The sequence below is a fragment of the Nocardia sp. NRRL WC-3656 genome, assembly GCF_000720265.1.
GTDB classification, from domain to species: Bacteria; Actinomycetota; Actinomycetes; order Mycobacteriales; family Mycobacteriaceae; genus Nocardia; species Nocardia nova.
This window is the reverse complement of record NZ_JOJF01000018.1, coordinates 195,734-217,252: the sequence shown is the minus strand read 5'-3', so window position 1 is coordinate 217,252 and position 21,519 is coordinate 195,734. Positions and strand designations below refer to the sequence as shown.

Annotated in this window: 25 protein-coding genes and 1 pseudogene; 14 read left to right on the top strand and 12 right to left on the bottom strand. The window is 65.7% G+C overall.

Features of this window, described 5'->3' with window-relative positions; genetic code table 11:
* Positions 1-422: 422 nt before the first annotated feature.
* Positions 423-1,487: an aldo/keto reductase gene (locus IG65_RS0123260; protein ID WP_030517073.1), complete on the bottom strand. Its 1,065-nt coding sequence runs from the start codon at positions 1,485-1,487 to the stop codon at positions 423-425.
* Positions 1,488-1,603: 116 nt separating this feature from the next.
* Here IG65_RS0123260 and IG65_RS0123255 point away from each other — a divergent pair, with 116 nt between their 5' ends.
* Positions 1,604-2,437, top strand: a complete 834-nt coding sequence (locus IG65_RS0123255) for a helix-turn-helix transcriptional regulator (protein WP_030517072.1) — start codon at positions 1,604-1,606, stop codon at positions 2,435-2,437.
* On the opposite strand, the pseudogene IG65_RS35025 reads toward IG65_RS0123255, so the two are convergent.
* Positions 2,343-3,192 (bottom strand): annotated as a pseudogene (locus tag IG65_RS35025) (PucR family transcriptional regulator); the annotation flags it as partial. The gene IG65_RS0123255 and the pseudogene IG65_RS35025 sit on opposite strands and share 95 nt — an antisense overlap.
* A gap of 414 nt (positions 3,193-3,606) precedes the next feature.
* Here IG65_RS35025 and IG65_RS0123240 point away from each other — a divergent pair.
* Entirely contained in the window at positions 3,607-4,215 is a 609-nt protein-coding gene (locus IG65_RS0123240; protein WP_030517071.1) for a hypothetical protein, read from the top strand.
* A 586-nt stretch (positions 4,216-4,801) separates the two neighbouring features.
* Here IG65_RS0123240 and IG65_RS0123235 read toward each other — a convergent pair.
* Positions 4,802-5,374 (bottom strand): TetR/AcrR family transcriptional regulator, encoded by a 573-nt coding sequence (locus IG65_RS0123235; protein ID WP_030517070.1) that lies wholly within the window; start codon positions 5,372-5,374, stop codon positions 4,802-4,804.
* Between the two features lie 19 nt (positions 5,375-5,393).
* On the opposite strand from IG65_RS0123235, the gene IG65_RS37040 reads away from it, so the two are divergent.
* From IG65_RS37040 to IG65_RS35015, 3 genes are all read left to right on the top strand, one after another.
* Positions 5,394-6,284, top strand: coding sequence for a nitroreductase family deazaflavin-dependent oxidoreductase (locus tag IG65_RS37040; RefSeq protein ID WP_197039893.1), 891 nt, complete (start codon positions 5,394-5,396; stop codon positions 6,282-6,284).
* Positions 6,285-6,589: 305 nt separating this feature from the next.
* On the top strand, positions 6,590-7,099 hold the full coding sequence (locus tag IG65_RS39820; protein WP_369801578.1) for a hypothetical protein: 510 nt from the start codon (positions 6,590-6,592) through the stop codon (positions 7,097-7,099).
* Between the two features lie 355 nt (positions 7,100-7,454).
* Positions 7,455-8,282, top strand: a complete 828-nt coding sequence (locus tag IG65_RS35015; protein ID WP_231509366.1) for a Gmad2 immunoglobulin-like domain-containing protein — start codon at positions 7,455-7,457, stop codon at positions 8,280-8,282.
* A 245-nt stretch (positions 8,283-8,527) separates the two neighbouring features.
* On the opposite strand, the gene IG65_RS0123200 is transcribed toward IG65_RS35015, so the two are convergent.
* On the bottom strand, positions 8,528-8,731 hold the full coding sequence (locus IG65_RS0123200; protein WP_227462728.1) for a hypothetical protein: 204 nt from the start codon (positions 8,729-8,731) through the stop codon (positions 8,528-8,530).
* Between the two features lie 223 nt (positions 8,732-8,954).
* Between IG65_RS0123200 and IG65_RS0123195 the strand changes: the two genes are divergently transcribed.
* Complete coding sequence (locus IG65_RS0123195) at positions 8,955-9,245, top strand: hypothetical protein (RefSeq protein WP_030517065.1); 291 nt, start codon at positions 8,955-8,957, stop codon at positions 9,243-9,245.
* Between the two features lie 85 nt (positions 9,246-9,330).
* On the opposite strand, the gene IG65_RS0123190 is transcribed toward IG65_RS0123195, so the two are convergent.
* Together IG65_RS0123190 and IG65_RS0123185 are read right to left on the bottom strand one after the other, a co-directional pair.
* Positions 9,331-9,687: a hypothetical protein gene (locus IG65_RS0123190; RefSeq protein ID WP_156055736.1), complete on the bottom strand. Its 357-nt coding sequence runs from the start codon at positions 9,685-9,687 to the stop codon at positions 9,331-9,333.
* 236 nt (positions 9,688-9,923) lie between these two features.
* Positions 9,924-10,907 (bottom strand): nitronate monooxygenase, encoded by a 984-nt coding sequence (locus IG65_RS0123185; RefSeq protein WP_030517063.1) that lies wholly within the window; start codon positions 10,905-10,907, stop codon positions 9,924-9,926.
* Between the two features lie 593 nt (positions 10,908-11,500).
* Between IG65_RS0123185 and IG65_RS0123180 the strand changes: the two genes are divergently transcribed.
* The 4 genes from IG65_RS0123180 to IG65_RS0123165 all read left to right on the top strand — a co-directional run bounded on the left by IG65_RS0123180 (position 11,501) and on the right by IG65_RS0123165 (position 13,733).
* The gene (locus tag IG65_RS0123180) at positions 11,501-11,932 is read left to right on the top strand and encodes a low affinity iron permease family protein (protein ID WP_231509376.1); all 432 of its coding nucleotides are present in this window, start codon (positions 11,501-11,503) and stop codon (positions 11,930-11,932) included.
* Between the two features lie 155 nt (positions 11,933-12,087).
* On the top strand, positions 12,088-12,588 hold the full coding sequence (locus IG65_RS0123175) for a hemerythrin domain-containing protein (protein ID WP_030517061.1): 501 nt from the start codon (positions 12,088-12,090) through the stop codon (positions 12,586-12,588).
* A 344-nt stretch (positions 12,589-12,932) separates the two neighbouring features.
* Complete coding sequence (locus IG65_RS0123170; RefSeq protein ID WP_030517060.1) at positions 12,933-13,112, top strand: hypothetical protein; 180 nt, start codon at positions 12,933-12,935, stop codon at positions 13,110-13,112.
* Between the two features lie 9 nt (positions 13,113-13,121).
* The gene (locus tag IG65_RS0123165) at positions 13,122-13,733 is read left to right on the top strand and encodes a hypothetical protein (RefSeq protein ID WP_156055735.1); all 612 of its coding nucleotides are present in this window, start codon (positions 13,122-13,124) and stop codon (positions 13,731-13,733) included.
* Between the two features lie 35 nt (positions 13,734-13,768).
* Here the strand turns inward: IG65_RS0123165 and IG65_RS0123160 are convergent, their stop codons facing one another.
* The 3 genes from IG65_RS0123160 to IG65_RS0123150 form a co-directional block, all read right to left on the bottom strand.
* Entirely contained in the window at positions 13,769-14,674 is a 906-nt protein-coding gene (locus tag IG65_RS0123160; protein ID WP_030517058.1) for a phosphatidylinositol mannoside acyltransferase, read from the bottom strand.
* Between the two features lie 177 nt (positions 14,675-14,851).
* Positions 14,852-15,211 carry a DUF5994 family protein gene (locus tag IG65_RS0123155; protein WP_231509364.1) on the bottom strand — a complete coding sequence of 120 codons (360 nt, stop codon included), beginning with the start codon at positions 15,209-15,211 and terminating at the stop codon, positions 14,852-14,854.
* A gap of 111 nt (positions 15,212-15,322) precedes the next feature.
* Positions 15,323-15,892 (bottom strand): DUF5994 family protein, encoded by a 570-nt coding sequence (locus tag IG65_RS0123150; RefSeq protein ID WP_156055734.1) that lies wholly within the window; start codon positions 15,890-15,892, stop codon positions 15,323-15,325.
* A gap of 136 nt (positions 15,893-16,028) precedes the next feature.
* Here IG65_RS0123150 and IG65_RS0123145 point away from each other — a divergent pair, with 136 nt between their 5' ends.
* Positions 16,029-16,802, top strand: coding sequence for a TetR/AcrR family transcriptional regulator C-terminal domain-containing protein (locus tag IG65_RS0123145; protein WP_081879692.1), 774 nt, complete (start codon positions 16,029-16,031; stop codon positions 16,800-16,802).
* 130 nt (positions 16,803-16,932) lie between these two features.
* Here IG65_RS0123145 and IG65_RS0123140 read toward each other — a convergent pair whose 3' ends face one another.
* A complete protein-coding gene (locus IG65_RS0123140) occupies positions 16,933-17,394 on the bottom strand; it encodes a MarR family winged helix-turn-helix transcriptional regulator (protein ID WP_197039892.1) in 462 nt (153 codons plus the stop codon).
* Positions 17,395-17,445: 51 nt separating this feature from the next.
* On the opposite strand from IG65_RS0123140, the gene IG65_RS0123135 reads away from it, so the two are divergent.
* Positions 17,446-18,267 carry an SDR family oxidoreductase gene (locus IG65_RS0123135; RefSeq protein WP_156055733.1) on the top strand — a complete coding sequence of 274 codons (822 nt, stop codon included), beginning with the start codon at positions 17,446-17,448 and terminating at the stop codon, positions 18,265-18,267.
* Here the strand turns inward: IG65_RS0123135 and IG65_RS37915 are convergent.
* Together IG65_RS37915 and IG65_RS0123125 are read right to left on the bottom strand one after the other, a co-directional pair.
* Entirely contained in the window at positions 18,245-18,679 is a 435-nt protein-coding gene (locus IG65_RS37915) for a hypothetical protein (RefSeq protein WP_156055732.1), read from the bottom strand. The genes IG65_RS0123135 and IG65_RS37915 overlap by 23 nt on opposite strands.
* A 104-nt stretch (positions 18,680-18,783) precedes the next feature.
* A complete protein-coding gene (locus IG65_RS0123125; RefSeq protein WP_231509362.1) occupies positions 18,784-19,911 on the bottom strand; it encodes an AraC family transcriptional regulator in 1,128 nt (375 codons plus the stop codon).
* A 58-nt stretch (positions 19,912-19,969) separates the two neighbouring features.
* Between IG65_RS0123125 and IG65_RS0123120 the strand changes: the two genes are divergently transcribed.
* A complete protein-coding gene (locus IG65_RS0123120) occupies positions 19,970-20,344 on the top strand; it encodes a carboxymuconolactone decarboxylase family protein (RefSeq protein ID WP_051756721.1) in 375 nt (124 codons plus the stop codon).
* A 12-nt stretch (positions 20,345-20,356) separates the two neighbouring features.
* A complete protein-coding gene (locus IG65_RS0123115) occupies positions 20,357-21,406 on the top strand; it encodes a 3-keto-5-aminohexanoate cleavage protein (protein ID WP_030517049.1) in 1,050 nt (349 codons plus the stop codon).
* Positions 21,407-21,519 lie beyond the last annotated feature (113 nt).

The window sequence follows — 21,519 nt, the reverse complement described above, 5'->3', positions numbered from 1 at the left end:
AAAGATGTCTGAACCTTGGTCATTCACTTCAGAGGACATGCATCTACGTATCTGGCTGGGCGACATGGCCTTCGATTATGTTGCCTCTTCTGTGGTGGTAGCCAATCTGATCAGGGACTGGCATCGGAGGCCCTGGTACGCAATCGAACTGATCCGGATCGGCTACGACAATCCTCAACTGCCAGGGTTGCCCTGCGCTCGATTGTTCCAAGGACCATGAGAACGGGACCTGGCAGCGTATGTCACGAAAAGCGCGGTCCGACGTAGACGATCACTTCGGACAGGTCGATCGGGCCGTCGACATCGGCGACCGGAACGGTGCCGCGGTGGGCGAACCGGCTCGGGTTCCCGTTGCAGCCGGCCGTGGTGCGTCATCTTGTCCCGGGGCAGCGGTAGTGCTGCCGTTGGCGTTCGGTCGGGTGTCAGCGGCGGGTTTCGATCTTCAGGTCGCCTGCGGTGACAGTGCGGATGTGGTCACTGGCGAGCAGGTCGTGTGGGTAGCCGAGGTCGATCGCACTGACCTTGTCGAGGTGGGCCAGCTGATCGGCGGTGAAGTCGATCTCCAGAGCGCCCAGATTCCCCATCAACTGCTCGGGCGTGCGAGCGCCGATGACGGGTGCTGTCACGCCGGGGTTCTGCAGGGTCCAGGCGAGTGCTACCTGGGCGGGTGTGTGTCCCACCTCTGCGGCGAGTTCCCGCACGACGTCGGCGATGGCGAGGGTGCGTTCGGTGACCATGCCCAAGCCGGCGTTGAAGCTCTTGCGGTTGCTTTCACCGGAGTTGGTGCTCGTCGCGGTCAGGTCGGCGCGGCTGTACTTGCCGGAAAGCACGCCGCCGCCCAGCGGTGAGTACGGGGTCACCCCGAGGCCCATCGCCTGTGCCATCGGGATCAGGTCACGTTCTCCGTCCCGGTTGATGAGGCTGTATTCGATCTGTAGCGCGACCAGCGGTGACCAGCCGCGCAGGTCCGCGATCGCCTGCATGCGCGAGACCTCCCAGGCTGGGGCATTGGAGATCGCCACGTACAGGACTTTGCCGTGGCGGATAAGGTCGTCCATGCCGCGCAGGATCTCCTCGGCCGGTGTCGTGGAGTCCCATACGTGCAGGAACAGCAGATCGATGTAATCCGTGTTCAGCTGACGCAGGCTGGTCTCCACCGACGCGAACAGGCTCTTGCGGTGAGCGCCTCCGGAGTTCGGGTCACCGGGCCGGCGCTGGGTCGTGTATTTCGTTGCCAGCACCAGACTTTCGCGATTGTCGCGGGTGAATTCGCCCAGCATGCGCTCGGAGCTGCCGTTGGTGTAGGTGCCGGCGGTGTCGATGAAATTTCCGCCGCGCTCGATGTAGGTGTCGAACAGCTTGCGTGCATCCTCCTGCTCTGTGCCCCAGCCCCATTCGGTGCCGAAGGTCGCCGTGCCCAGGGCCAGCGGTGAGACCCGCAGCCCGGAGCGGCCCAGCAGCCGGTAGGTGTCGAGGGTGAGCGGCATCGTGTCCTCCTGTGCTCGTGATCGTCGTCGAGCACCAGCCTGCGACCACCGCGAGCCGAAGGTAAGGGAAGGAAGTTCCTGGGAACACCAGTCCTACCCGGGCTGTTGTACCGCCCATGCTCACCGGCACCGTGGACGTGACACAGGAGTTGGCCGCCTTCCTGCGGACCCGGCGCGAACGCCTGGATCCACGGGATTTCGACCTGCCGGCGCTTCGGCAGGCCCGACGGACGCCGGGGCTGCGCCGCGAAGAGGTGGCCGAACTGGCCGGGGTCAGCACCGACTACATCGTGCGGCTGGAACAGGCCCGCGGGCTGCGGCCCTCGGCGGAGGTGGTGGAGGCGCTGGCCCGGGCGCTGCGCCTGAGTTCCGACGAACGCGCCTACCTCTTCGGCCTGGCCCAGCAGCGCCCCCGCGCTGCCGACAAGCTCGCCACCACTGCGGCGCCATCGCTGGCCGGGCTGGTCGGTGACCTGTCGCCGCTGCCGGCCATGGTGATGAACCACCGCTACGACATCCTGTGCTGGAACAGCGAAATGGCGAGGCTGCTCCTGGATTTCGACACCCTGGCACCGTCACAGCGCAATGCGATGTGGTTGTGCCTGCTGCACCCGGAAATGCGGGAGCGCTATGCCGAGCGCGAACGCGTCGTGCGGGAGGGGATCGCTCACCTGCGCACCGCGTGGGCCGCGCATCCGGAGGATCAGGCATTGACCGACCTCATCGCCGAATGCGCCGGCAGTGACGAGGAATTCGCGAGATTGTGGGCCGAGCGGGACGTCAAGCTCAACGGCCGCGGGCGTAAGGTGATGCGGCATCCTGACGTCGGTGTGATCGCAGTGCATTTCGAAACGCTTACGCCACTTCAGAATCCGGACCATCTGTTGGTGATCTACCGCGCCGCGGACGATCGGAGCCAGTCGGCGTTGGACGAACTGTGCACACGGTGATGCCGAACTGTCCATTCGCGCACCGAGTTGAACGCCCGCTCGCCTGAGTGGAATCGAACCCCGTGAGCTGCCCGAGCCGCTTGAGCCGGTAGTCCACGGTGTTGATGCACGTTCAGTAGCCGCGCAGTGCGTTGCCGGTTCAGGTTATTCGCGATATGGACCTGCAAGGTCCCCAGCAGTTCCGGATGCTCGTCCAGAGGGTCGAGCAGCGAACCCAGATGGTCGCGGCCGGGACCGGGACGGGTGATCTGGTATTCCAGAGCCAGGTCGTCGAAGTGATACAGGCCCGGCACAGATCCCAGCCGGGAGACGACATCGAGCAATTCGTGAGTTTGATCCGCGGCCGTGGCCAGAGTGTCGGTGGAGGCGGTGACCATGGTGGCGGTGATGGGCACGCGCGCCGCCCGCGACAGATGCCCGATGAGTTCCTCTACGGCGCCCTTGGTGATGCGATCGGCGGTAATGAGCAGGGTGCCGCCGTCGACCGAAAGCAGTGACAGCACGGTGTCGTCGCAGCGGGTGGCCAGTTCTGCCTGCAGCCGCCGGAGTTTGTGGCGCGCAACAACTTTCGCGTCCAGCGTCGGGTTGGATTCGTCCAGGTGGGAAGGAATGGCGAGGGCCAATACGCGATAGCGGTCGGCGATGTCGATGCCACACTCGCGGGCCATCGTGGAGGTGGGGTGCCCGCCGAGCAGTGCCGAGGTAAGCGTGTGCACCGCGGTGTGGTGCTCCGACACGACCGCGCGCAGTCGACGAAATCCGGCGCGGCAAGGTGATCGCCGATCCGACGCTGCTGTCCTCCTGGCCTGACAACTTCGACTCTCTCGAGGCAACGCGCCGCCTCGGCCGCAAAGCCTCGACCGTCGACACACAACGGGCGACCGCTACGAACGTCTCATCAGGCGGAACACCGCAATGAGGAGACGGTCGACCGAGCCGCGCACACACTGTGCGTGCTCGAACAAACAGCTCCACCGGAATCTCGAGGACGATGCTCAGATCAGCGTGGACGCCGACGGCCGGCTGCACGTGGCCGCGCTGACCGCAGTGCCCGATCCGCCGTCGCTGGTGGATCCGCGGATCGGAGTGGAGGCGATGCTGCCGCGGGTGGATCTGCCGGAGCCGGTTCTGGAGGTGATGCGCCGCAACGCCAGAGCGTCTTCGACGGCATGCCCTCGCCGCGCAGCGACGTCGATGCCGCGAACTCGATCCAACGTCGTCTCGCGGCGCTGCTGGGCGCGCTGCAGCGACAGGATCCAGCAGAGGGGTGGGGGCAATTCCTCGGACCGGACGGGCTCCCTGTCTATGACAAGATCGTGGTCGCCGGGCACTCGCAGGGCGGCGGTGAGGCCGCCTACATCGCCAAGGTCCGCCGGGTGGCCGGCGTGGTGATGTTCTCCTCGATCGTCGATTCGTCCTTGTCGGACACACCGGCCGGTTGGATCGCCGGGGATCACCTGACCCCGCTGAACCACTATGCCGGTTTCGTTCATGTCGACGACCCCTTCTACCGGAAGATCCGGGCCGACTGGACCGCGCTCGGGCTGGACGGCCTCGGCGCCACCGACCTCAACAATGGCCTCCCGCCCTCCGGCGGCAGCCACGAACTGCTCATGACCACCCCGTCGGCGCGCGGGTTGACCGCGCACGCGTTGCCGGTCGTCGATGGAACAACACCTCTGTGCGGCAACAAAACTCCACAGCTGGGCCCGGTGTGGCGTTACCTGATGCTCACCGCTGCCGGGCTTCCCATCCCACAACTGCGGTCCACATGCTGAGCAGACCCGCCGTTCGGCGGTCTGTTGAGGGGACATCTTTGCACCGCAACCTGTTTCGATCGCTTCATCGAGGCTTGGTCGCAGGACCGGGGACGGCGAGCAGACCGCTCGCACTCAGCGACTGTTCAATGGAGGGCCGTTTCGGTCGGGCGTGGTGAGGCCCCGTAGCCAAGCCATCCGTGGGTGGGGATCAGCGGCCATGGCAACCTCCAGGCGGTCGGCAGGCATCCCGCCCAGTCCATCGGCAAGACCCGCACCACCGATCGCGCCCGCCTGTGTCGGCCGTCGCTGAGTTTGCCGATGTCGGCGTCATCGACGGTGCCGATGACGCCCTCTAGTCCACGAATTTCGACGTCGGTGACGCCGAGGTCTGGGGCGGAGGTATCGCAGCTGGCGGCGATATGGTGACGAGAGCCTGCATCGGCAATCGCACGCCGAGGGGTTCCGATCATCGAGCTGTATGAATCGTCATAGCGCAGCGATGCCTGACCGGGACCGGTTTGCCCCTCGACCGACGGTGATGACGAGATCGCGAATCAGCCCGGTAACCGAATTTGTAGGCGATTCGCCGATGCGATGTGGCTTTTCAGCGCGGCAGGAGCGTCGTGACGATGCGCCGGACCTGACCCGGCGAAAGTTCGTGGCCTGGGTGGGTGAAGAACATGTGGTGGATGGCCCCGACCAGGGTGAAGGCCAGGATGTCGGGATCGGTGTCGGCGGGCAGGCGGGCGAGGTCTCGTTCGGTGGTCAAATAGTCGGCGAACAGGCCTTCGATCGAGCGCAGGGCCGATCCCGGGTCGACGGCGGCGCTGATCTGTGCCGCGAGCGCGGGGCGGCTGGTGATCAGAACCGCGACCGGCACAGCGCCGGAGTTGAACAGGGCGACCGCGGCGTCGGTGAGATTGTCGGCGACCTCGCCGTGGCCGGCGCGGCCGGGGAGATCGGACAGTTGGTGCACGGCGCGTTGCACGCGGTCTCCCGCGTATTGGGCGAGGAATCTCTCGAACCCGTCGAAGTGGTTGTGCAGGATCCCCTTCGCGCATCCGGCCTCGTCGGTGATTGCGCGGCTGGTCAGACCCGCAGCACCCTCGCGAGCCATGATCCGGTCTGCGGCGGCGAATAGTTCCTCACGCAGATCCGGACGTGGGACACCCCGCATTTTTCCGTTCCTTCCGCCGATGACGTCACAGTGGCCGGAAGCCGCTGTGGGCATTTGCCCAGTCTATGAGCTGATCGCAGTTGTGCCCGAGCGCGGTCGCGATGCAGACCCTTGCCCTCTATGGGCGTTTGCCCATAGAGTATGGGCAAACGCCCATAGAGGATGGAACTGGCTGGCCCGTGCGGGTCCGGTCCACGTCGAAGGGACTTCGGTCATGCTTTCTCACACTCGTTCCACCTCGACCCGGCGCCGCCGGCTCCGGCCCGGAGGCGCGGCCCTCGGCGGGCTGGGTGCGGTGTTGGTAATCGCGCATCTGGCGATTGCCGTGGTGGGCACCGCCGCGTTGTGGGATTGGCTGGGTGGCCTGCTGGCCGGGCTGGTGCTGCTCGTCCTCGTGGCGGCGCATCTCATCGGCGGGGCACGCCTGGGCCACGGTGTCATCGGCCGGGTCATTGCATGGCTGCTGCGAATCGGAGTCTTATTGGGCCCGGTCATGCTGTTGACCGTGGCGGGCAGGCGAACCGGACTGCCCAGAACCAATCCGGTGGATGTATTCGAGCACGGCGACCAGCGCTGGCTGGTGGCCACTCACACCGGCGATGCTCAGTGGGTGCGCAACCTACGCGCCGCGGGTCGTGGCTCGTTGGTTGCGGGCCACCGCCGCCTGGACTTCACCGCCGTGGAACTGCCAACCGATCAGGCGGCAGCAGTTCTCAACGACGTCGTCGGCCTCCGGATCGCACGTCGGCTCGGCGGCGTGGTCCTGCGCCGGACCCTCGGCGTCGGCCGCCACGCCGGTCCGAACGATTTCGCACGCATCGCCGCCGAACACCCGGTATTCGAGCTGAATCCCGTTGTGCCGCCGAGTTTTTGCGACAGTGAAACCATCTCCGCCGAAAACGAGGGGTAGACGCCGGTTCGATCGAAGGAAAACAAGACAGAGTTTGCCGGGCCTGACCGAACTCGATCCCGACCACCTGCTCGGTCTCATCCGCCCCGGACTCCGCCGCATCCCACACCCGACCAACGATCACCGAACTCGATCCCGACCACCTGCTCGGTCTCATCCGCCCCGGACTCCGCCGCATCCCACACCCGACCAACGATCATGGCGACATCACGAATTGAAGCTCGGTAGCCCTGTTGATGCGAATCGCCAGGCAGTCCAGCGCTTGTTGGCTTGCGTCGGTGTAGCCATTCTGGGGGAGGCCCGAGGTGGCGAATTGGGCCGCGTCGCCGCCTTCGCGCGCCAGATCGGCGGGAGCGTTTGTTTTCCATGTCTTCGCCGCGCTCGCCGAGTTCATCCGCGAACTGATTGTCGATGGCACCAACGAGGGCCTGGCCGCCGCCTGGGCCCGCGGCCGACGCCTCGGGCGGCCGCCCGGCCATGAAAGCCGCACAGATCCGACAAGCCCGCGCGCTGCTCGCGCGGGCTGGAGGAGGCGGTGTCCTCGATCGCACGGCTTCTGTTGGGTGGTGAGGTTCTCGAGTTCGCAGGTCATCTCGTTTCGCGTAACGTCCAGTCAGGTCCACTCTGTTTATGCAATTCGGCGATGGTTTCTTTTGGCGCTGCTCGTATCCGTGCGATATGCGTGCAATAGCTGCGCGTTCCTGCCGTATCTCGAGTTCGGCCCTGCGCAGTGGACGCCTGCCTTCGGGATGCTCGCCGACCGCTTCGGCGTCACCTGGATCGTCGGCGTCGCCGCCGAGTACACCCAGGCCTGACCATCCGACACTGTATTTCCGGGAGGTAGCCGGATTCGCGTACCGGGGTGGGCTTGGACGGATCGTTACGTATATATGCGCATTTACTGGTTTGCGGTGTGGCGCGCGTCGCCCGATGAGGTAGCCGGGCGGTGCGAGGCGTCATGTCCGTCGCAGCGGGTCCGATATCCCGGGCCGACGACGGTCGCGGTGCCTCGTGCCCAAAGACTCACGGCGAGTGGCCCATCCGCCCTTTCCGAGGTGTGTCGGGGCGGCGCACAGTGAGGTTTGCCGCCTCGGTGTGGCCGAGGCGTGGTGAGTCCTGTCGCTACGCGGAGTCACCCGGGGGTGAATCGATCGGAGGGCGGTAAGGGCTATGGCAACGAACAGGGCGCCGCCGCAACGTTTTACAGTTGTGATGGTGGTGGCCGCGGTGGCGGTCGTGCTGGCCGCGGTGGCGATGTATTTCTCACTGACGCGTGACGGCGGGGATGACGGTGCGGCGTCGGGAAGTTCGACCGCGGCTACGCCGGTCGTGCCGGGTCTTCCTCCCGAAACCGCATCGTCCTCGCCGGAGAGCACGCCGGGTTCGCCGACGACCGGGTTCGCCTATCAGCCGCTGTGGCCGTTCGCCGGCGACGAAGATGCGGCGGCGTGGCAGCGGGCCTACCGCGAGGGCGGGCACCAGCCGTGGCGGCTCGACGCCGCCACAATCGCGGTGATGTTCACCCAGCAGTATCTCGGTTATCGGAACGTCGACAAGGCGGTGACAACCGACGTGCGGGGCGAACAGGCATGGGTGAGTGTTGGTTTCGACAATCCGGGCGGTCGTCCGGCGGTCGCGGCGGTCCTGCACCTGGCCCGCATCGGCGCGGGCGGCGACGCGCCGTGGGAGGTGGTCGGCAGTGAGGACAGCACACTCACCGTCACCGGCCCGGCGTACGGCTCGACGGTGCGGTCGCCGGTCGCCGCGAGCGGACGTATCACGGGCGTGGACGAGAGTCTGCGCGTGCAACTGCGTCGCGTCGACGCCGCGCGACCGGTGGGCGAGGTCGCCGGGATCGCCGCCGGCGGCACCGACAGCCCCTGGCAGGCGACGGTTCCGTTCACCGCGACCTGCCCTGGCACCCTGACGCTCGCGGTCTCCACCGGCGGCCACATCGCCGAAGTGGAACGCTTCGCCGTTACCGGGGTGCGGTGCTGAGCAGGCCGGAGCTCTCCCCGCGCGGACATACGCTGACCCCGCCCCTGCAACGCACGAGATACGCCACAATCCGGTCGGCGTCGCCGGGATGCCACTGCGCACGCTCGTCGGTTTCGGCGGCCGATCGCTGCCACGCTGATCATGGTCCGCGGCGCAGGGCGCTCGACGTACCGACGCAGACAGGCGAGAACCGGCTGGAACAGTGTTCGATGTCGTTGCAGGTCTGTGGGCGCAGCTCTGCTCAGTTATGTCCGCAGGTAGCTGGCTGCCAGCGACCAGAACATTGCTCGATTCAGTTGGCGGAAGTCCCACCCTTCGACCAGGGAGTGCAGGTTCGCCACCAGCGCCGGTACATCGAAATCGTCGCGATGCGCGGTCCCTGCGTGTTCCAACTGCCTGATCACGTATTCGGTCGCTGTTTTCGCTGTGGCGCTGCTGTCCATCACCATTCCGTCTCACTACCCGGGGGCCACCGTCGGCCGTGGCCCACGTATACCCGGCGGCGGAGACCGCAAACAGTCCGGTGTGGGGTACGGGCGAGCGTGCCTGGCGAAAGCTGTCACTTTCGGCATACCGTCTGGTCAGTGCCGTGTCATAGCCGCGACCGCAGGAGGAGACTGACCTGGTGGGGTGATGCATATCCGCCCTGAGGCAGAACGCAAAGAGGCAAATGTGGTCGTGATCACCGAAGAGTTTTCGGTATCCACTGCGGCGAGCCCCGATGCCGGACGTATCCCAGAGGGCACCGACCCGGCCGGTCGGGCAGATGCCGGGACCTGTTGGGGTGAGAGGCTGATCGCGGCGGTTGCCGACGACCGGGGGAAATTCAAGGGCAGCAGCGCGGATTCGGACCAGTCCCGTGCCCTGCCCGGCGGGGCGCATAACCCCGCTACGGGTCACATCATCATCGGCATGTTCGGGAACATACGGTTCCACCAGTCGCGGAACATATCCATGAGTTGATTCATCATCATTGCTGTTCATCTCCCTTCATCAGCGATGTGTTCGGCATACCCCCGTATGCACACGTTGCACGTCGTACTTGCGTTCAACGCGGCATCAGTTCGTGCTGGATGTGCCGGGGAGTTGGGCGTGGACGTGTTCGGGTTCGGTGTACTGGATGTAGGCGGGGGTCGTGGCCGGCGGTCCAGGCGTAGTAGAGGTCGACCGCGTATTCGGGTAGGACCGCGATCAACGCCGAAACAGCGATGGCCGGCCCGCCGGAGACGTCGATCTGGTGCGCGGACTCGAAGCTGACACGGTCCACGCCGAACTCGCACCAGCCGCCGGAGAGTGCTGCGTAGAGATTCACGATCCGGGCGCCTGAGACCCGGTCACGCAAAATCGGACAAACATGAAATATATTGCGCGGCAAAGCGAAACTGAGGAAGCCGAGCGCGCCCACACCGGCCCACCCGAGCCCCGTGTGTCGACTACCGCTGCCGCGTCGGCGAGTCGGCGCAGGCACAGTCGACTCGGCGGGCTCCCTAACTCACCTGGCCGCTTTGCGAACCGGCACCCAGACGGATTCCGGTTTCGCTCACTTATCGGAGGCCGGCAGGGCGCCGGGTGCGCTTTCGGCACGCGCGATATCGGGATCAGAACTCCTTTCCCAATCGCCGGCCTCCTCGCCGAACTGGTTCAAACCGCCAACTCGGCCACCGCCTGTTTCGCCGAAATCACCTCGGTGATGCGCAGCGCGGAGTCACCCGCATACAACGCTGCCTGATCCGCGCACCCTGCCGGCGCATCCTCGGTCGGCACCATGGGACTGAACAACGGCAGCCGTGGGCGTTGCAGGCGTAATATCGCGCCGTTCAGTCTCTCCGGTGTTACCCGCGCCAAAGGGCCACTCCAGGCATTGATCAGCGCAGGCACCCGCCGCGCTGCACCGTCCTGACGGCACCACCGCGAGGTCACGTTGTTCGGCACCACGCGATGGCGTGCGGGCCACCCGAGCCCGAACACCGTGGTCTCCAGAGTCGTCCGCGCTTCCAGCACCCGGCGCCGGTATTCGGGGTGAGCGCCGGACTCGTGGGTCAGCAAGAACCGAGTGCCCGCAACGACCGCTGCGGCGCCGGCGGACAACGCCGCGGCTGTGTCCACGGCGGCGGCAATCCCTCCGGCGAGCAACACCGGCTTGTCGTGGGCAATGGCAATGGCGCGCGGGAGGAATTCGAGTGCCGGAACGGTCCCCACCAGATGGCCCCCTGCCTCTCGGCCCTGGGCGATCAAAGCATCGACACCCCACCCGACGGCAGCGCGGGTTTGCTCCTCGGTGCCGACCATCGTCAGTACGAAGATCCCGGCATCGTGAAGTTCACGCACCAACGCGCGATCGCCACCGAAAGCCATCACGACCGCGTCGACTCTCGAGTCCAGACAGGCCCGGACGTGATGGCGACGCGCGAACGGCATGAGCAGATTCACCACCACAGCCCGCTCGGGAGCCTCTTCACGCACCCGGCTGATCGCGGCGCGCAGTTCGACCGGAGGCATCATGCCGATGGTCCCGAGCCCTCCAGCCGCCGCAACCGCGGCAGCGAGGCGACCGCGCGCAATTCCTCCACCCATACCGGCCTGCACGACAGGCACATCCAGGCGGAGCCGATCCAGAAGATCCACAGGCCCGACTCTATGTGCACGTGACCACCAGCGTGCGCTGCACCCGAGTCACAAAGTCCGGTCGCCCACGCTGCATCGAAACACTTTCCGACCTATATCGGTGGTCGGCGCACGGCGCGGTCGCCGGTCGCGCTCGCGCAGCGTTGTCCGTCGGGCCGGCCGGGCGAGGGCCTCGATCTCCTCCTCCTGCCGATCGCGCACCCATCAAGTGCGCGCCAGGGGTGTAGTCGGGGCAGCCAGGCAGGGACGGCGGTGCGGTAGCGCTCGTATTGCGCACCGTAGCGTGCGGTGAGGGTCGGCTGTTCGTAGGCGAGTACGAACGTGGCGGTGAGTATCCAGATGAGTGCCGCGTAGCCCAGTAGAGCGAGTTGGCCGTCTCCGTGATCGGTTGTCGGTTGCGTCGGCGTCGTGCGGGTATGCGTGCGTACAGGGCGGCCGGTGGCGGGTGCCGGCAGTCTCGCAGGTTGGGTTCTCGCCGCCGATACTGAATCCGACACTTCAGGGTGAGGACAGCGCCACCTGCCCTTCCCTCTTGTGCCGACTGCGGCATCGGCGATGGCGGGGCTCGCGGGATGAAAGGATCGACAGTGACAATCGACGACGGGCGCATTCCGAGAGTGGCGGCGCCGACAGCGAAGAGACCGTCGCAGGTCGTGGGCCGTTTGTCGGGCTTCGATCGTTTTGCCACCGTCGTGTGCGGGGTGGCTTCGCGAGCAACGTTTTTCGCCTTCTGTGTGCTGCTGGTGGTGGTGTGGGTGCCAAGTTTCGTGTGGTTGCCCAGCTTGGATTCCTGGCAGTTGGTGATCAACACCGTGACCACGATCATCACCTTCATCCTGGTTGCGCTGCTGCAGAACACGCAGGCCCGCGCGAACGCGGCGGTGCAGCACAAACTCAACGCCGTCGCCGACGCGCTGGCGGATCTGATGGGCGAACTCGGTGACGAACATCCTCGACTGTGCCGGCACCGCGCCGAACTGACCGCCGCGGTCGGCCTCGAACACCACGTCTCCGCTTCGGAATAGCGGGCACGCGGTGGCGGAATTGGGCGACGGGTTGCTTACCGATTGGCGTGGCGGTCGGCGGGTAAGGAAGAGATAGCCGACCGCTGATCGTGTGGCTGCTGGTGCCGGATCAGCGGGTTGTTCGGACAATGTCGCATCCGTATCGAGGAGGTTTGATGTCCACCGACGCCATCGTGCTGCTGCGTGAGGACCACAAACAGATCCGCAAGTTGTTCCGGGAATTCGAGAAGGCCGGGCCGCAGGCATACGCGACGAAGAGTCGTGTGGTCGACAAGATCATCGAAGCCTTGACCGTACATACCTATATCGAGAACGAGGTCATGTATCCCGAAGTCCGCGCACTCGTGCCGGACATCGAGGACGACATCCTCGAATCCTATGAGGAACACCATGTCGCCGACGTGCTGGTCATGGAGCTGGCCACGATGAAGCCCGAGGACGAACGTTTCACCGCGAAGGTCACCGTGCTGATCGAGAACGTCGAGCACCATATCGGCGAAGAAGAAGACGAATGGTTTCCCGAAGTCCGAGAACACTTGGGGCGCAAACAACTTCAGGAAATCGGCGCTCGGATGCTGCAATCGCGCGAGAAGGCGCCGACCTCTCCAACAGCACCGAAGGCACTGAAGAAGGCACTCGACGCGCTCACCGCCTGAACCGATACCTTTCGGAAACGGTCATACAGCGATCGCGACCCGGCGGCTCCCCGCGGGGGAGGAGTGTGGCGCAGCAGACTGCTCTCGATGAGAACCCATCGGCCACGTCGGCCCGCCGATAGCTGGAATAGAGCTGTCGGCGCGCCTGCACCCCACCTGCTGGTGCCGTCCTACACGCAGGTCGAGTTCGAGCATCAGCCGCGCGGCGGTGCGGTGCGCCTCTCGATGACTTTCCCGGTTCAGCTGCGGTCACCGAAAGGAGAGGACAGGCTCCATCGGACGTCCGGTACGACAGGGCTTTGTGCCCTGCCCTCGGAGCGAGTCGGCGCAATAGGTTCGTTGTTATGCGTAAGCGATTCGAGTTGGCTTTCAACGTGTCGTATCTGGCGGTTATCTGGGGACTGGTGATCGCCATGCGGCGAAATCGCAAACTCGTTCCAAGGGAACAGCGGGAGACCGCAGCCCGGTTCGAGGAGGCGTTCACTCTGCTGGCGACCGGCGACAGCGCGCATCTGGCGTTGTGAGCGGTGTCGATGGCGAGGGGTGAGGAGCGGGGGTATCTGACCTGGCGGGGACGGCGGGCGAGTCTGATCGGGCTCGGTGAGATGGCTACCTCGATCACGATCACCTTGTTCTATGTGCTGACTTTGGATGCCTGGCGGCTGCGGTTCCGGCGGTCCTGGGACGGATTGACCCGTTCGTTGCTGGGGATGTCGTTCGTGCGGTTGATCCTGCTGGCGACCCCGTTCAACAACTGGGACAAGAACGAGACTCCGGAAGGCTACGGCGTAGACCGCAATGTTCCGCTACTGGCCGTGGGAGCGAGCGAGATCTATCTCATGCGCAAGGAGGCCGCGCGTACCGGCGATCGCACCTTCCGCTTCATCTCCGACGCCATGGCGGCGTCGTTCGCCTGCTATATCCCGGTTATCCTCTGGGCTCGCCGCATGCCGCAACTGGGTCTGCTCATGATCCCCAAGACCCTCGCCTACCTGGCCATGGCCTTCCGCGTCTACCGCGATTTCTTCAGCGGCGCAGAGGAATCGGCCGAGGCGGCGCCGCAGGCGCGTCCAGGCCACGACTCGGTCGAAGGTAGCGAGTCCCCGTGCGTTCACTCAGCCGGGGTGGCGGGCGAGTCCCAGTAGCCAGTGCAAAGTCGGTGTCGATGCGATGGCGCGGATCAGCGGTGCGGACTGCTGCGCGCCTGCGCGCGGATGAGCTGATCGGCGGTCCACAGCGGTTGCAGCATGTGCCAGTCGGCGGGGTGGGCGGCGATTCCGGCGGCGAACCGGTCGGCCAGAGCCTGAGTGGTCTGCTGCGCTCCGCCGGTGGTGGCGATGGGTGCGCCGACGTGAAATCCCCAGCCGGCCGGAGTGAACCAGCAATGTACCGGTAGCAGCGGTGCGCCGGTGTCGATCGCCAGCCGGGCTGGGCCGGCGGGCATTCGCGCCGGCTCGCCGAAGAAGGTGACCGGCACTCCGGCACCGGTCAAATCGCGTTCACCGAGCAGCCCGACTGTCCGTCCCTGCCGCAGCCGCGCGGCCAGCAGGTCGAACGGTGGGGCTGTGCCACCGGTGAGCGGGACGATCTCGAAACCCAGACGTTCACGGAACCGGACGAAGCGCCGGAACAGCGATTCCGGCCGCAGTCGCTCGGCGACGACGGTGGGGGAACCTATCCGTTGCACCAGCCAGATCCCTGCCACGTCCCAGTTGCCGCTGTGCGGCAACGCCAGCACCGCGCCGTGTCCGCGGGCGAGCGCCTCGTGGATATGTTCGAGTCCGGTGGCTGCGGAGTCGACGGTTTCGGCCAGCCGCATCGGATCCATCGAGGGCAACCGGAAGGTTTCGCACCAGTAGCGTGCGTAGGAGCGCATGCTCGCGCGCACGAGGTCGTCCGGCACCTGCGAGGGGGTAGTGCCCAGCACTCTGGCCAGGTTGCGCCGTAGCTGAACCGGACCACCGTCTCTGGTCGCGCGATCGGCCGCGAGACCGAACAGGCCCAGCGCCCATTGCTGCGGCAGGGTGCGCACCAACTGCCAACCGGCCGCGTAGCCGAGATCGAGTGCGCGATCCTTCGAGGTCAACGCTGGTCCTCGGAGCTCCATCGGCGCTCCGCCTCCGCTCGTGTGGTGCGATCTCGTCGTTCTCCGGAACTGATCATCAGCAGTTCGTCCATGGTAGGTCGCCGGTGGCGGATGCGGCGTTCCTTGCGGGTCATAGCGACGTTCCTGCCAAGGAGGTGCATCAGCCGCGTCCCGGTGTCAGGGCCCGGGCGGACCGATGTGTCCTGCCACCGCGAGGCGCATGCGCTCGCGTGCGACCTCGGGTGTCGTGTCGGCCGGGATGACGAGCAGCGTCAGTGTGGTGTCGTGCGCTCCGTAGAGGCGCATCACGTCGGGAGGCTGGCCGTAACTGGCACCGTGCACGCGGATGTGGTCGTCGGTGTCGATGCGTCGCTGGGCGATGCTGGTCGCGTTCCATTCGAAGCCGACGCGCATCGTGGGACCGAGGCGTGGGGTGACCGCACTGATCAGGTCGTGTAGCTCGGACGTGAGGTTCGTGGTCCACGGCCACCAGGCGCCGTCGACGTTTCCAGGGGGGGCACTTCGCCCACGTAGCATCAAACGCGGTGTGCGCGTGGGTGTTCCGAAAGGCTGCCGCTCGTCGTGTGCGGGCGTGTCCGATTCGAAGCCGCTGATGACGGGGCGTCGTCCATGCAGGCGAGGCATGATCTACTCCTGCCGCAGGGTGACAGCGTCCACCATCGCGGAGTGGGCGGTACGCCTGTCGGTGGATGGAAGGATCACGCGTAGCACCGTGACGGCGGAATTGGAGCCGACGACGTACATCGTGTTCCGCAACTGGAACCGGTACGGCTCGAGGCTGATCGAATGTTCTGCCACTGTCACCTGCCGTGGCGGCCGGGACCAGCTGTCCGGATCGTAGACGATCCGATCGACCCGGCCCAGCCGAGTTGTCAAGGCCGCCAACAGTTCTGGAAGCTCGGTAGCGAGATCGGTAGATCTGGGCCACCACGCGCCATCGATGTAGTCCGAATGGCGGTCTTCCGGCTTCAGCCGCAGTCGCGGTGGGCGGTGGGTGGCCGCAGGTTCGTGAAGCCGGTTCGAGGGTTGAGCCGGGGCGCTCGAGGTGTGTTCGGGCAAGGGGTCGAGATAGCGGCGGATTACCTCCGGGAAGGCCTTGGTCTTGTGAGCGATTGCCATGGTGACCGGTCCTTTGCCCGTCGAGATGGAGCGTGGCGGCCGAAATAATCGGCACTCGACCTGTGCCCGATTCCGCATCGACAGCTCAGGACGCAGGGGTCGGTGCTGGAAGATGCGCGGTCCCTCCAGTAGACGCCCATGTAGAGGCAATGTCAACGCTGTAGGTCTACACTTCATCGCTACAGTACTTCCTGGCAATGAGTGAGGCTGCGCCATGGACGAATCGTCACCGGACCACCAGGGTTTCGCGGACAGTGCCGGCGCGGGTCGTGCCGCGAACGGTCGTGTGGCCGGCCAGGTCACGCGTGCCGGCGTGCTGGCGGCCGCACTGGCGATTGTCGATAACGACGGCGTCGAGGGGTTATCGATGCGCCGTTTGGCCGACGTGGTGGGCCGGGACCCGATGGTGATCTACCGGCATGTACCGAACAAGGCGGCGGTGCTCGACGGTGTCGCCGAGCTCGTCTTGGGGCAACTGAGGGTGGACAGTTCCGACCCGGATTGGGGCGGCCGATTGCGGATAGTCGCTCGCGATTTCCGCAAACTGGCGCTGTCACATCCGCGGGTGGTGCCATTGCTGGTGACGCGACCACTGGCAACGCCGCTCGGGCAGCGTTCCCAGGCGGTGTTACGGCCGCTGGAGGACTTACTGGCATTGCTCACCCGTGCCGGTTTCTCCGGTGCCGACGCGCTGCACATCTTTCGCGCTCTGTTCGGTTTCCTTTATGGCCATGTCCTCAATGAGCTGCAGGAATTGGTGGAACGTCCGGAAGAGTCCGACGAAGTATTGCGACTCGGCCTGCATCGGCTGCCGGTCACCGAGTTCCCGTTGCTGCGCCAACTCGCGCCGGTGCTGGCCGACTACGACGGTGAAGCCGAGTTGGAGCGCGGGCTCGACATCCTGCTGGCCGGGCTTACGGCCACCCTGCCGAAGCCTGGCGAGGGTGCCACTGCGCTCGATGTCACCCCCGACAGGGGAAAGACGTGACCATCGAGGTTCCGTCGTCTCCGCATCGGGATAGCCGGCGCGCGGCGGCGGATCGGGCCCTGAGTATGTACTTGCGTTCACCTTGCGGGTGCGGGCCGGGCAGGGGAGCGAGTTCGGTGATACCGCTGGGTTATGTGTCGAGAACCATCTGTAGCAACTCCCGCAGGGACCGGCGTTGTTCTGTGGTGAGCCGAGCCAGGGGTTCTGCCGCGAAAGGCATGCGGGCGCGGAGGTCGGTTGCGACGGCGAGGCCGGCAGGGGTGGCGGCGACAAGTTTGACGCGCCGGTCGCCCGGGTCGGGACGTCGTTCGACCAGGCCGCGCGACTCCAGGCGGTCGATGAGCGTGGTCACATTGGACGGCTCTGCGTGCAGGCGGTCGGCGATGCGGCGCATGGGTACCGGATCTTCCGCGGCGAGCAGGGCTTTGACCTGCAATGGGGTCAATTCGTGGACGGCGGCGGCCGTTTCCGACTCTTGGGCGTAGCGGCGGTTGATGGCTGCGAACAGTCCCACCACATCGTCGACCGCGTCCTCCGCACTGTTCGTCACAGGTTCCATGTCTCCCAAGTTGCCAGATCGGATATCAACCATATGGTTATGTAGCATAACTATTATGGTTTGTAACAAATGAAAGGTAGGTCCATGAGCGACAAGACCATCCTGATCACGGGCACGTCCTCCGGCATCGGCCTGGCCACCGCCGTCGCCGCCGCGCAGCGCGGCTGGCGTGTGGTGGCCACCATGCGTGACACCACCAAGGCCGCCTCATTGCTCGCGGCAGCCGAGCAGGCCGGGGTGTCCGTCGAGGTCCGGGCTCTGGATGTCACCGACCCGGGATCGATCGCGGCATGCCTGGCCGGACTCGACCGGCTCGACGCACTGGTCAACAACGCCGGAGCCGGACATCTCGGTACCCTCGAACAAGAGGATCTCGACGATGTGCGCGCGGTCATGGAGGTCAACTTCTTCGGCGTCGTCGCAGTCACCAAGGCGGCATTGCCGCTGCTGCGGGCGAGCCGCGGCCGGGTGGTAACCGTAACCAGTGTCGGCGGTCTCGTGGGGCAGCCGTTCAACGAGGCCTACTGCGCGGCCAAATTTGCGGTCGAGGGCTTCATGGAGTCTTTGGCGCCGGTCGCGGCCACGGTCGGCGTGGCAGTCAGTGTGGTCGAACCGGGGGCGGTGGCAAGCGAATTCGTCAGCAATGTCGGTGCCCTCGACGTGGTGGTCGAGCATGCCGGCCCCTACGCGCCCGCGCTTTCGGCGTATGTGGAACGCACCCGAGGCGCATTCGCCAACGCGCAAACTCCTCAGGGCGTGGCCGAGCGGATGGTCGAGTTGCTGGCCTGCGAGCGCCCCGCCTTCCGGCTGCTCACCTCCGACGCCGCGCGCTCCTTCGCCGCAGTGAAGCTCGCCGACCTCGACGGCGCGGCGGTGCAAACCCTCACCAGGGCATGGACCGCCTAGAACGTAGTCGCTCATGCCGCCGCGGCGAGCCGACGCAGTGAACCGCGGCGAGTCGCGTCGCCGGCCGGTCGTGGGCAGGCCGTTCGAGGTTGCCGGGTCCAGGCCGGAGGCGAGCAGGCTCGGCTCGAGCCCCGACGCCGGCGTTCCGGTGACGGCGCCGACCAGCCCGCCGACTCACTGCCGTCGACCAGAACAACGCCGCCACGGCGCCAATCCACAACACCGCACCGGTCCCTGAGGTGAGCCCGATCGCTACCGCGAGTGCGAACAGCGCCACCGCGAAGAACGAGGCGGTGATCTCGCGGTTGATCACCCGCGCCGTGGTGGTCACGCCGTCGAGGGCGGCGACCAGACCCGTTCGGTTCTCGGTGTCGTGCTCGGTTTGGTCATTCTGGCCGTCGCTGATGATCAATTGGTGATCGGTTCGGCGCGCGAGCAGGACCCCTCCAAATCCTCGGCGAACGACACGGTCAGCCTGGAGCGGGCGGAGGAGAACTCCCTCCCGACGAACTCTGGCTATCCGTGCGTCTGGCCCACTGCGCGAGTGGCGTGCGGTTTCCACTTGGTAGGAGCGCAGCCGAAATGGGCGTGGAACCATCGCGAGAAGGCGCTGAGTTCGGAGAAACCCAGATCAGCGGCGATTTCGCTCATGGCCCGATCGTGTCGTGCGACGTAGCGTTGCGCGAGGTCGGCTCGAACGTTCTCCAGGATCGATGAGAACGTCTCGCCGGTGCGGGCGAGACGCCGGTGCAGAGTGCGGCGGTCCATGCCCAGGCTGCGGGCGACCTGAGCTGCCGAGCACCGTTGTGTCGGCAGCAAGGATTCGATCGCGTGTCGCACTTGATCGGCTGTCGTGTCGCCCGGCTGGGCCAGGGATTGCAGGTATTGGCGGGTATAGGGGCGCAGGAGCGGATCGGCCAGGGGGTTGGTGGCGTCGAGGTCGCGGGCATAGAAGACGATGCCATCGAATTCGTGACCGAAATCGATTGTCTCGCCGAGCATCCGGTGATGAACGTCGACGGCGGCCGGGGCTGGATGAGCGAAGCACACCGTGACCGGTTTCCAGTCCTCAGGTAGGAGATCGCGCAGGACCCGGCAGATTGCGCCGACCACCAGTTCCACCGCCTGCCGTCCCAGCGTCGCGCCCGGTGCCGCTTTCACGCGCACGGTTGCCAGACCGTTGTTCTCGGTCAGGCGAGTATCCAAGGCTTCGTTGTGCAGGTTGCCGTGGCGCAGCAGGATTTCCAGCGCGCTGCGGGCATCGGGTTCTTCTCGCGCGACCAGCCCGATGGGACCGAGGGTCGTTATACCGCGCGCGGCGGCCAGTCTGAGGCCGAAGTCCTCGCAAGCGGTTTCTGCAGCCGATAGTTCCAGTAGGCGGTTGATGGCCTCGGCCGGCAGCCAGCCATCGGTGTCGGCGACCGCAGCGGGATCGATTCCCACCGTGCGCATGAGCGGTTGCGGGTTGAGTCCGAGCGATAACGCCAAGTCCACATATCCGTTCAATACGGCGCTACGCACCATTAGCATCTGCGGATAACTCCTGTCCCGGTTAGTCAAACAAATGACCCATAGGGTCAAGTTTTGATGTTCGTCCGACGTTATCGTGGCCTGCATCACGCCGCAAGAAGCGGCGGTACGCACCGCAGGAGTTGCTTTGACAGTCTCTTCACCGAAGGTGTCCACGCCGGTCGTCGATCACATGCGTGCCAGCGGTAGCTGGAATCCGGTATGGGATCAGTTGTACGAGTGGGACCCGGAGTGGACCGAGCAGTTCATGACGATGGGGTCCACTCCGGTCCGGCGGGGAGTGTTCTCCCCACAGTTCGTCGAACTGCTCAGCATCGCAATCGATGCCGCATGCACACACATGTACTCCCCGGGTGTGCGCCGGCACATCCGGTCCGCGCTCGAACTCGGTGTTACCCGTGAGGAGATCCTGACCGTCCTGGAGATGGTCAGTGTGCTCGGCATCCACGCCTGCAACATCGGTGCGCCGATCCTCGCCGAGGAGCTCGAAGCATTCGAGCGCCGGTCGCGAGAGCGCAGCGAAGACCCTTCCGACCGAACCAACTGAAAGGACTCGAACATGCATTACCTCGACGATTCGCTGCTGCCGGAGAACCAGGAGAAACTGGTCATCCAGGTGGCGCCCTACGGCCCGGAATTCCTGCCCGGAGATTCCGACGACCTTCCGGTGACGATGGACGAGCAGATCCAGAAGGCGGTGGACTGCTACAACGCGGGCGCACAGGTGCTGCACGTCCACGTGCGTGAGGCCGATGGGCACGGGTCCAAGCGGCTCGAGCTGTTCAACGAGATGCTGGGCCGACTGCGCGAGGCGGTGCCGGAGATGATTCTCCAGATCGGCGGGTCGATCTCGTTCGCGCCACCGGAGGGCGCCGACCAGGCGAAGTGGCTGGACTACGACACCCGCCACCTGCTGGCGGACCTGGATCCGAAGCCGGATCAGGTGACCATCGCCATCAACACCAGCCAGATGAACATCATGGAGCTGCTGACCGATGACGACGTCGCCGGCACGTCGCTGCTGAACCCGGTGTTGCAGAAGGCATATCGCGACATGGTGGTCGAGGCCGGCCCGGAGTTCTATCTCGAGCATCTGCGCCGGCTGACCGACGCGGGCATCCAGCCGCATTTCATGCTCGGCTCGGTGCATCAGCTCGAGACGGTCGAGCGGTTGATCCGCAAGGGTCTCTACACCGGCCCGCTGGTGCTGAACTACGTTGCGATCGGGGGTGGCTCGGCAGGGCTGCATCCGGCGGACCTGATCGAGTTCATCCGTCGCACCCCGGACGGCGCGGTGCTGACCATCGAAACGATCATGCGCAATGTCACCCCGATGTGCACCATCGCGATCGCGTTGGGTCAGCACGTACGGGTCGGCATCGAAGACAACCTGTGGGGCCGCAAGGGTGAACGGCGCACCTCGGTCGAACAGGTCGAGCAGATGGTGCGCATCGCCAACGAGCTTGGCCGGGATGTCGCGTCCTGCAAGGAGTCTCGCGAGATCTACAAACTGGACGAGGTCTACTCCGGCACCGACGACGCGCTGGCCAAGATCGGGTTCCCGCCCAACCGGCAGCCCGGTCAGGTCGGCTTCCTTCACCACGCCTGATCGCGCCCGGGCAGCGTGCGGTTGTACAGCGCGGTGCACCGCGCGCTGCCCCTTTTGTCCTTTCGCGGTCGACCGGTCGCATTCCGCCGCTCACCGCACAGTTCCACCAGGCT

What these genes read in the sequence shown, in the direction of transcription:
- IG65_RS0123260 (WP_030517073.1), bottom strand. Translation starts at nt 1,487, where the DNA reads ATGCCGCTCACCCTCGACACCTACCGGCTGCTGGGCCGCTCCGGGCTG.
- IG65_RS0123255 (WP_030517072.1), top strand. Translation starts at nt 1,604, where the DNA reads ATGCTCACCGGCACCGTGGACGTGACACAGGAGTTGGCCGCCTTCCTG.
- IG65_RS0123240 (WP_030517071.1), top strand. Translation starts at nt 3,607, where the DNA reads ATGCCCTCGCCGCGCAGCGACGTCGATGCCGCGAACTCGATCCAACGT.
- IG65_RS0123235 (WP_030517070.1), bottom strand. Translation starts at nt 5,374, where the DNA reads ATGCGGGGTGTCCCACGTCCGGATCTGCGTGAGGAACTATTCGCCGCC.
- IG65_RS37040 (WP_197039893.1), top strand. Translation starts at nt 5,394, where the DNA reads ATGACGTCACAGTGGCCGGAAGCCGCTGTGGGCATTTGCCCAGTCTAT.
- IG65_RS35015 (WP_231509366.1), top strand. Translation starts at nt 7,455, where the DNA reads ATGGCAACGAACAGGGCGCCGCCGCAACGTTTTACAGTTGTGATGGTG.
- IG65_RS0123200 (WP_227462728.1), bottom strand. Translation starts at nt 8,731, where the DNA reads ATGGTGATGGACAGCAGCGCCACAGCGAAAACAGCGACCGAATACGTG.
- IG65_RS0123175 (WP_030517061.1), top strand. Translation starts at nt 12,088, where the DNA reads ATGTCCACCGACGCCATCGTGCTGCTGCGTGAGGACCACAAACAGATC.
- IG65_RS0123170 (WP_030517060.1), top strand. Translation starts at nt 12,933, where the DNA reads ATGCGTAAGCGATTCGAGTTGGCTTTCAACGTGTCGTATCTGGCGGTT.
- IG65_RS0123165 (WP_156055735.1), top strand. Translation starts at nt 13,122, where the DNA reads ATGGCGAGGGGTGAGGAGCGGGGGTATCTGACCTGGCGGGGACGGCGG.
- IG65_RS0123155 (WP_231509364.1), bottom strand. Translation starts at nt 15,211, where the DNA reads ATGCTACGTGGGCGAAGTGCCCCCCCTGGAAACGTCGACGGCGCCTGG.
- IG65_RS0123150 (WP_156055734.1), bottom strand. Translation starts at nt 15,892, where the DNA reads ATGCGGAATCGGGCACAGGTCGAGTGCCGATTATTTCGGCCGCCACGC.
- IG65_RS0123145 (WP_081879692.1), top strand. Translation starts at nt 16,029, where the DNA reads ATGGACGAATCGTCACCGGACCACCAGGGTTTCGCGGACAGTGCCGGC.
- IG65_RS0123140 (WP_197039892.1), bottom strand. Translation starts at nt 17,394, where the DNA reads ATGGTTGATATCCGATCTGGCAACTTGGGAGACATGGAACCTGTGACG.
- IG65_RS0123135 (WP_156055733.1), top strand. Translation starts at nt 17,446, where the DNA reads ATGAGCGACAAGACCATCCTGATCACGGGCACGTCCTCCGGCATCGGC.
- IG65_RS0123120 (WP_051756721.1), top strand. Translation starts at nt 19,970, where the DNA reads ATGCGTGCCAGCGGTAGCTGGAATCCGGTATGGGATCAGTTGTACGAG.
- IG65_RS0123115 (WP_030517049.1), top strand. Translation starts at nt 20,357, where the DNA reads ATGCATTACCTCGACGATTCGCTGCTGCCGGAGAACCAGGAGAAACTG.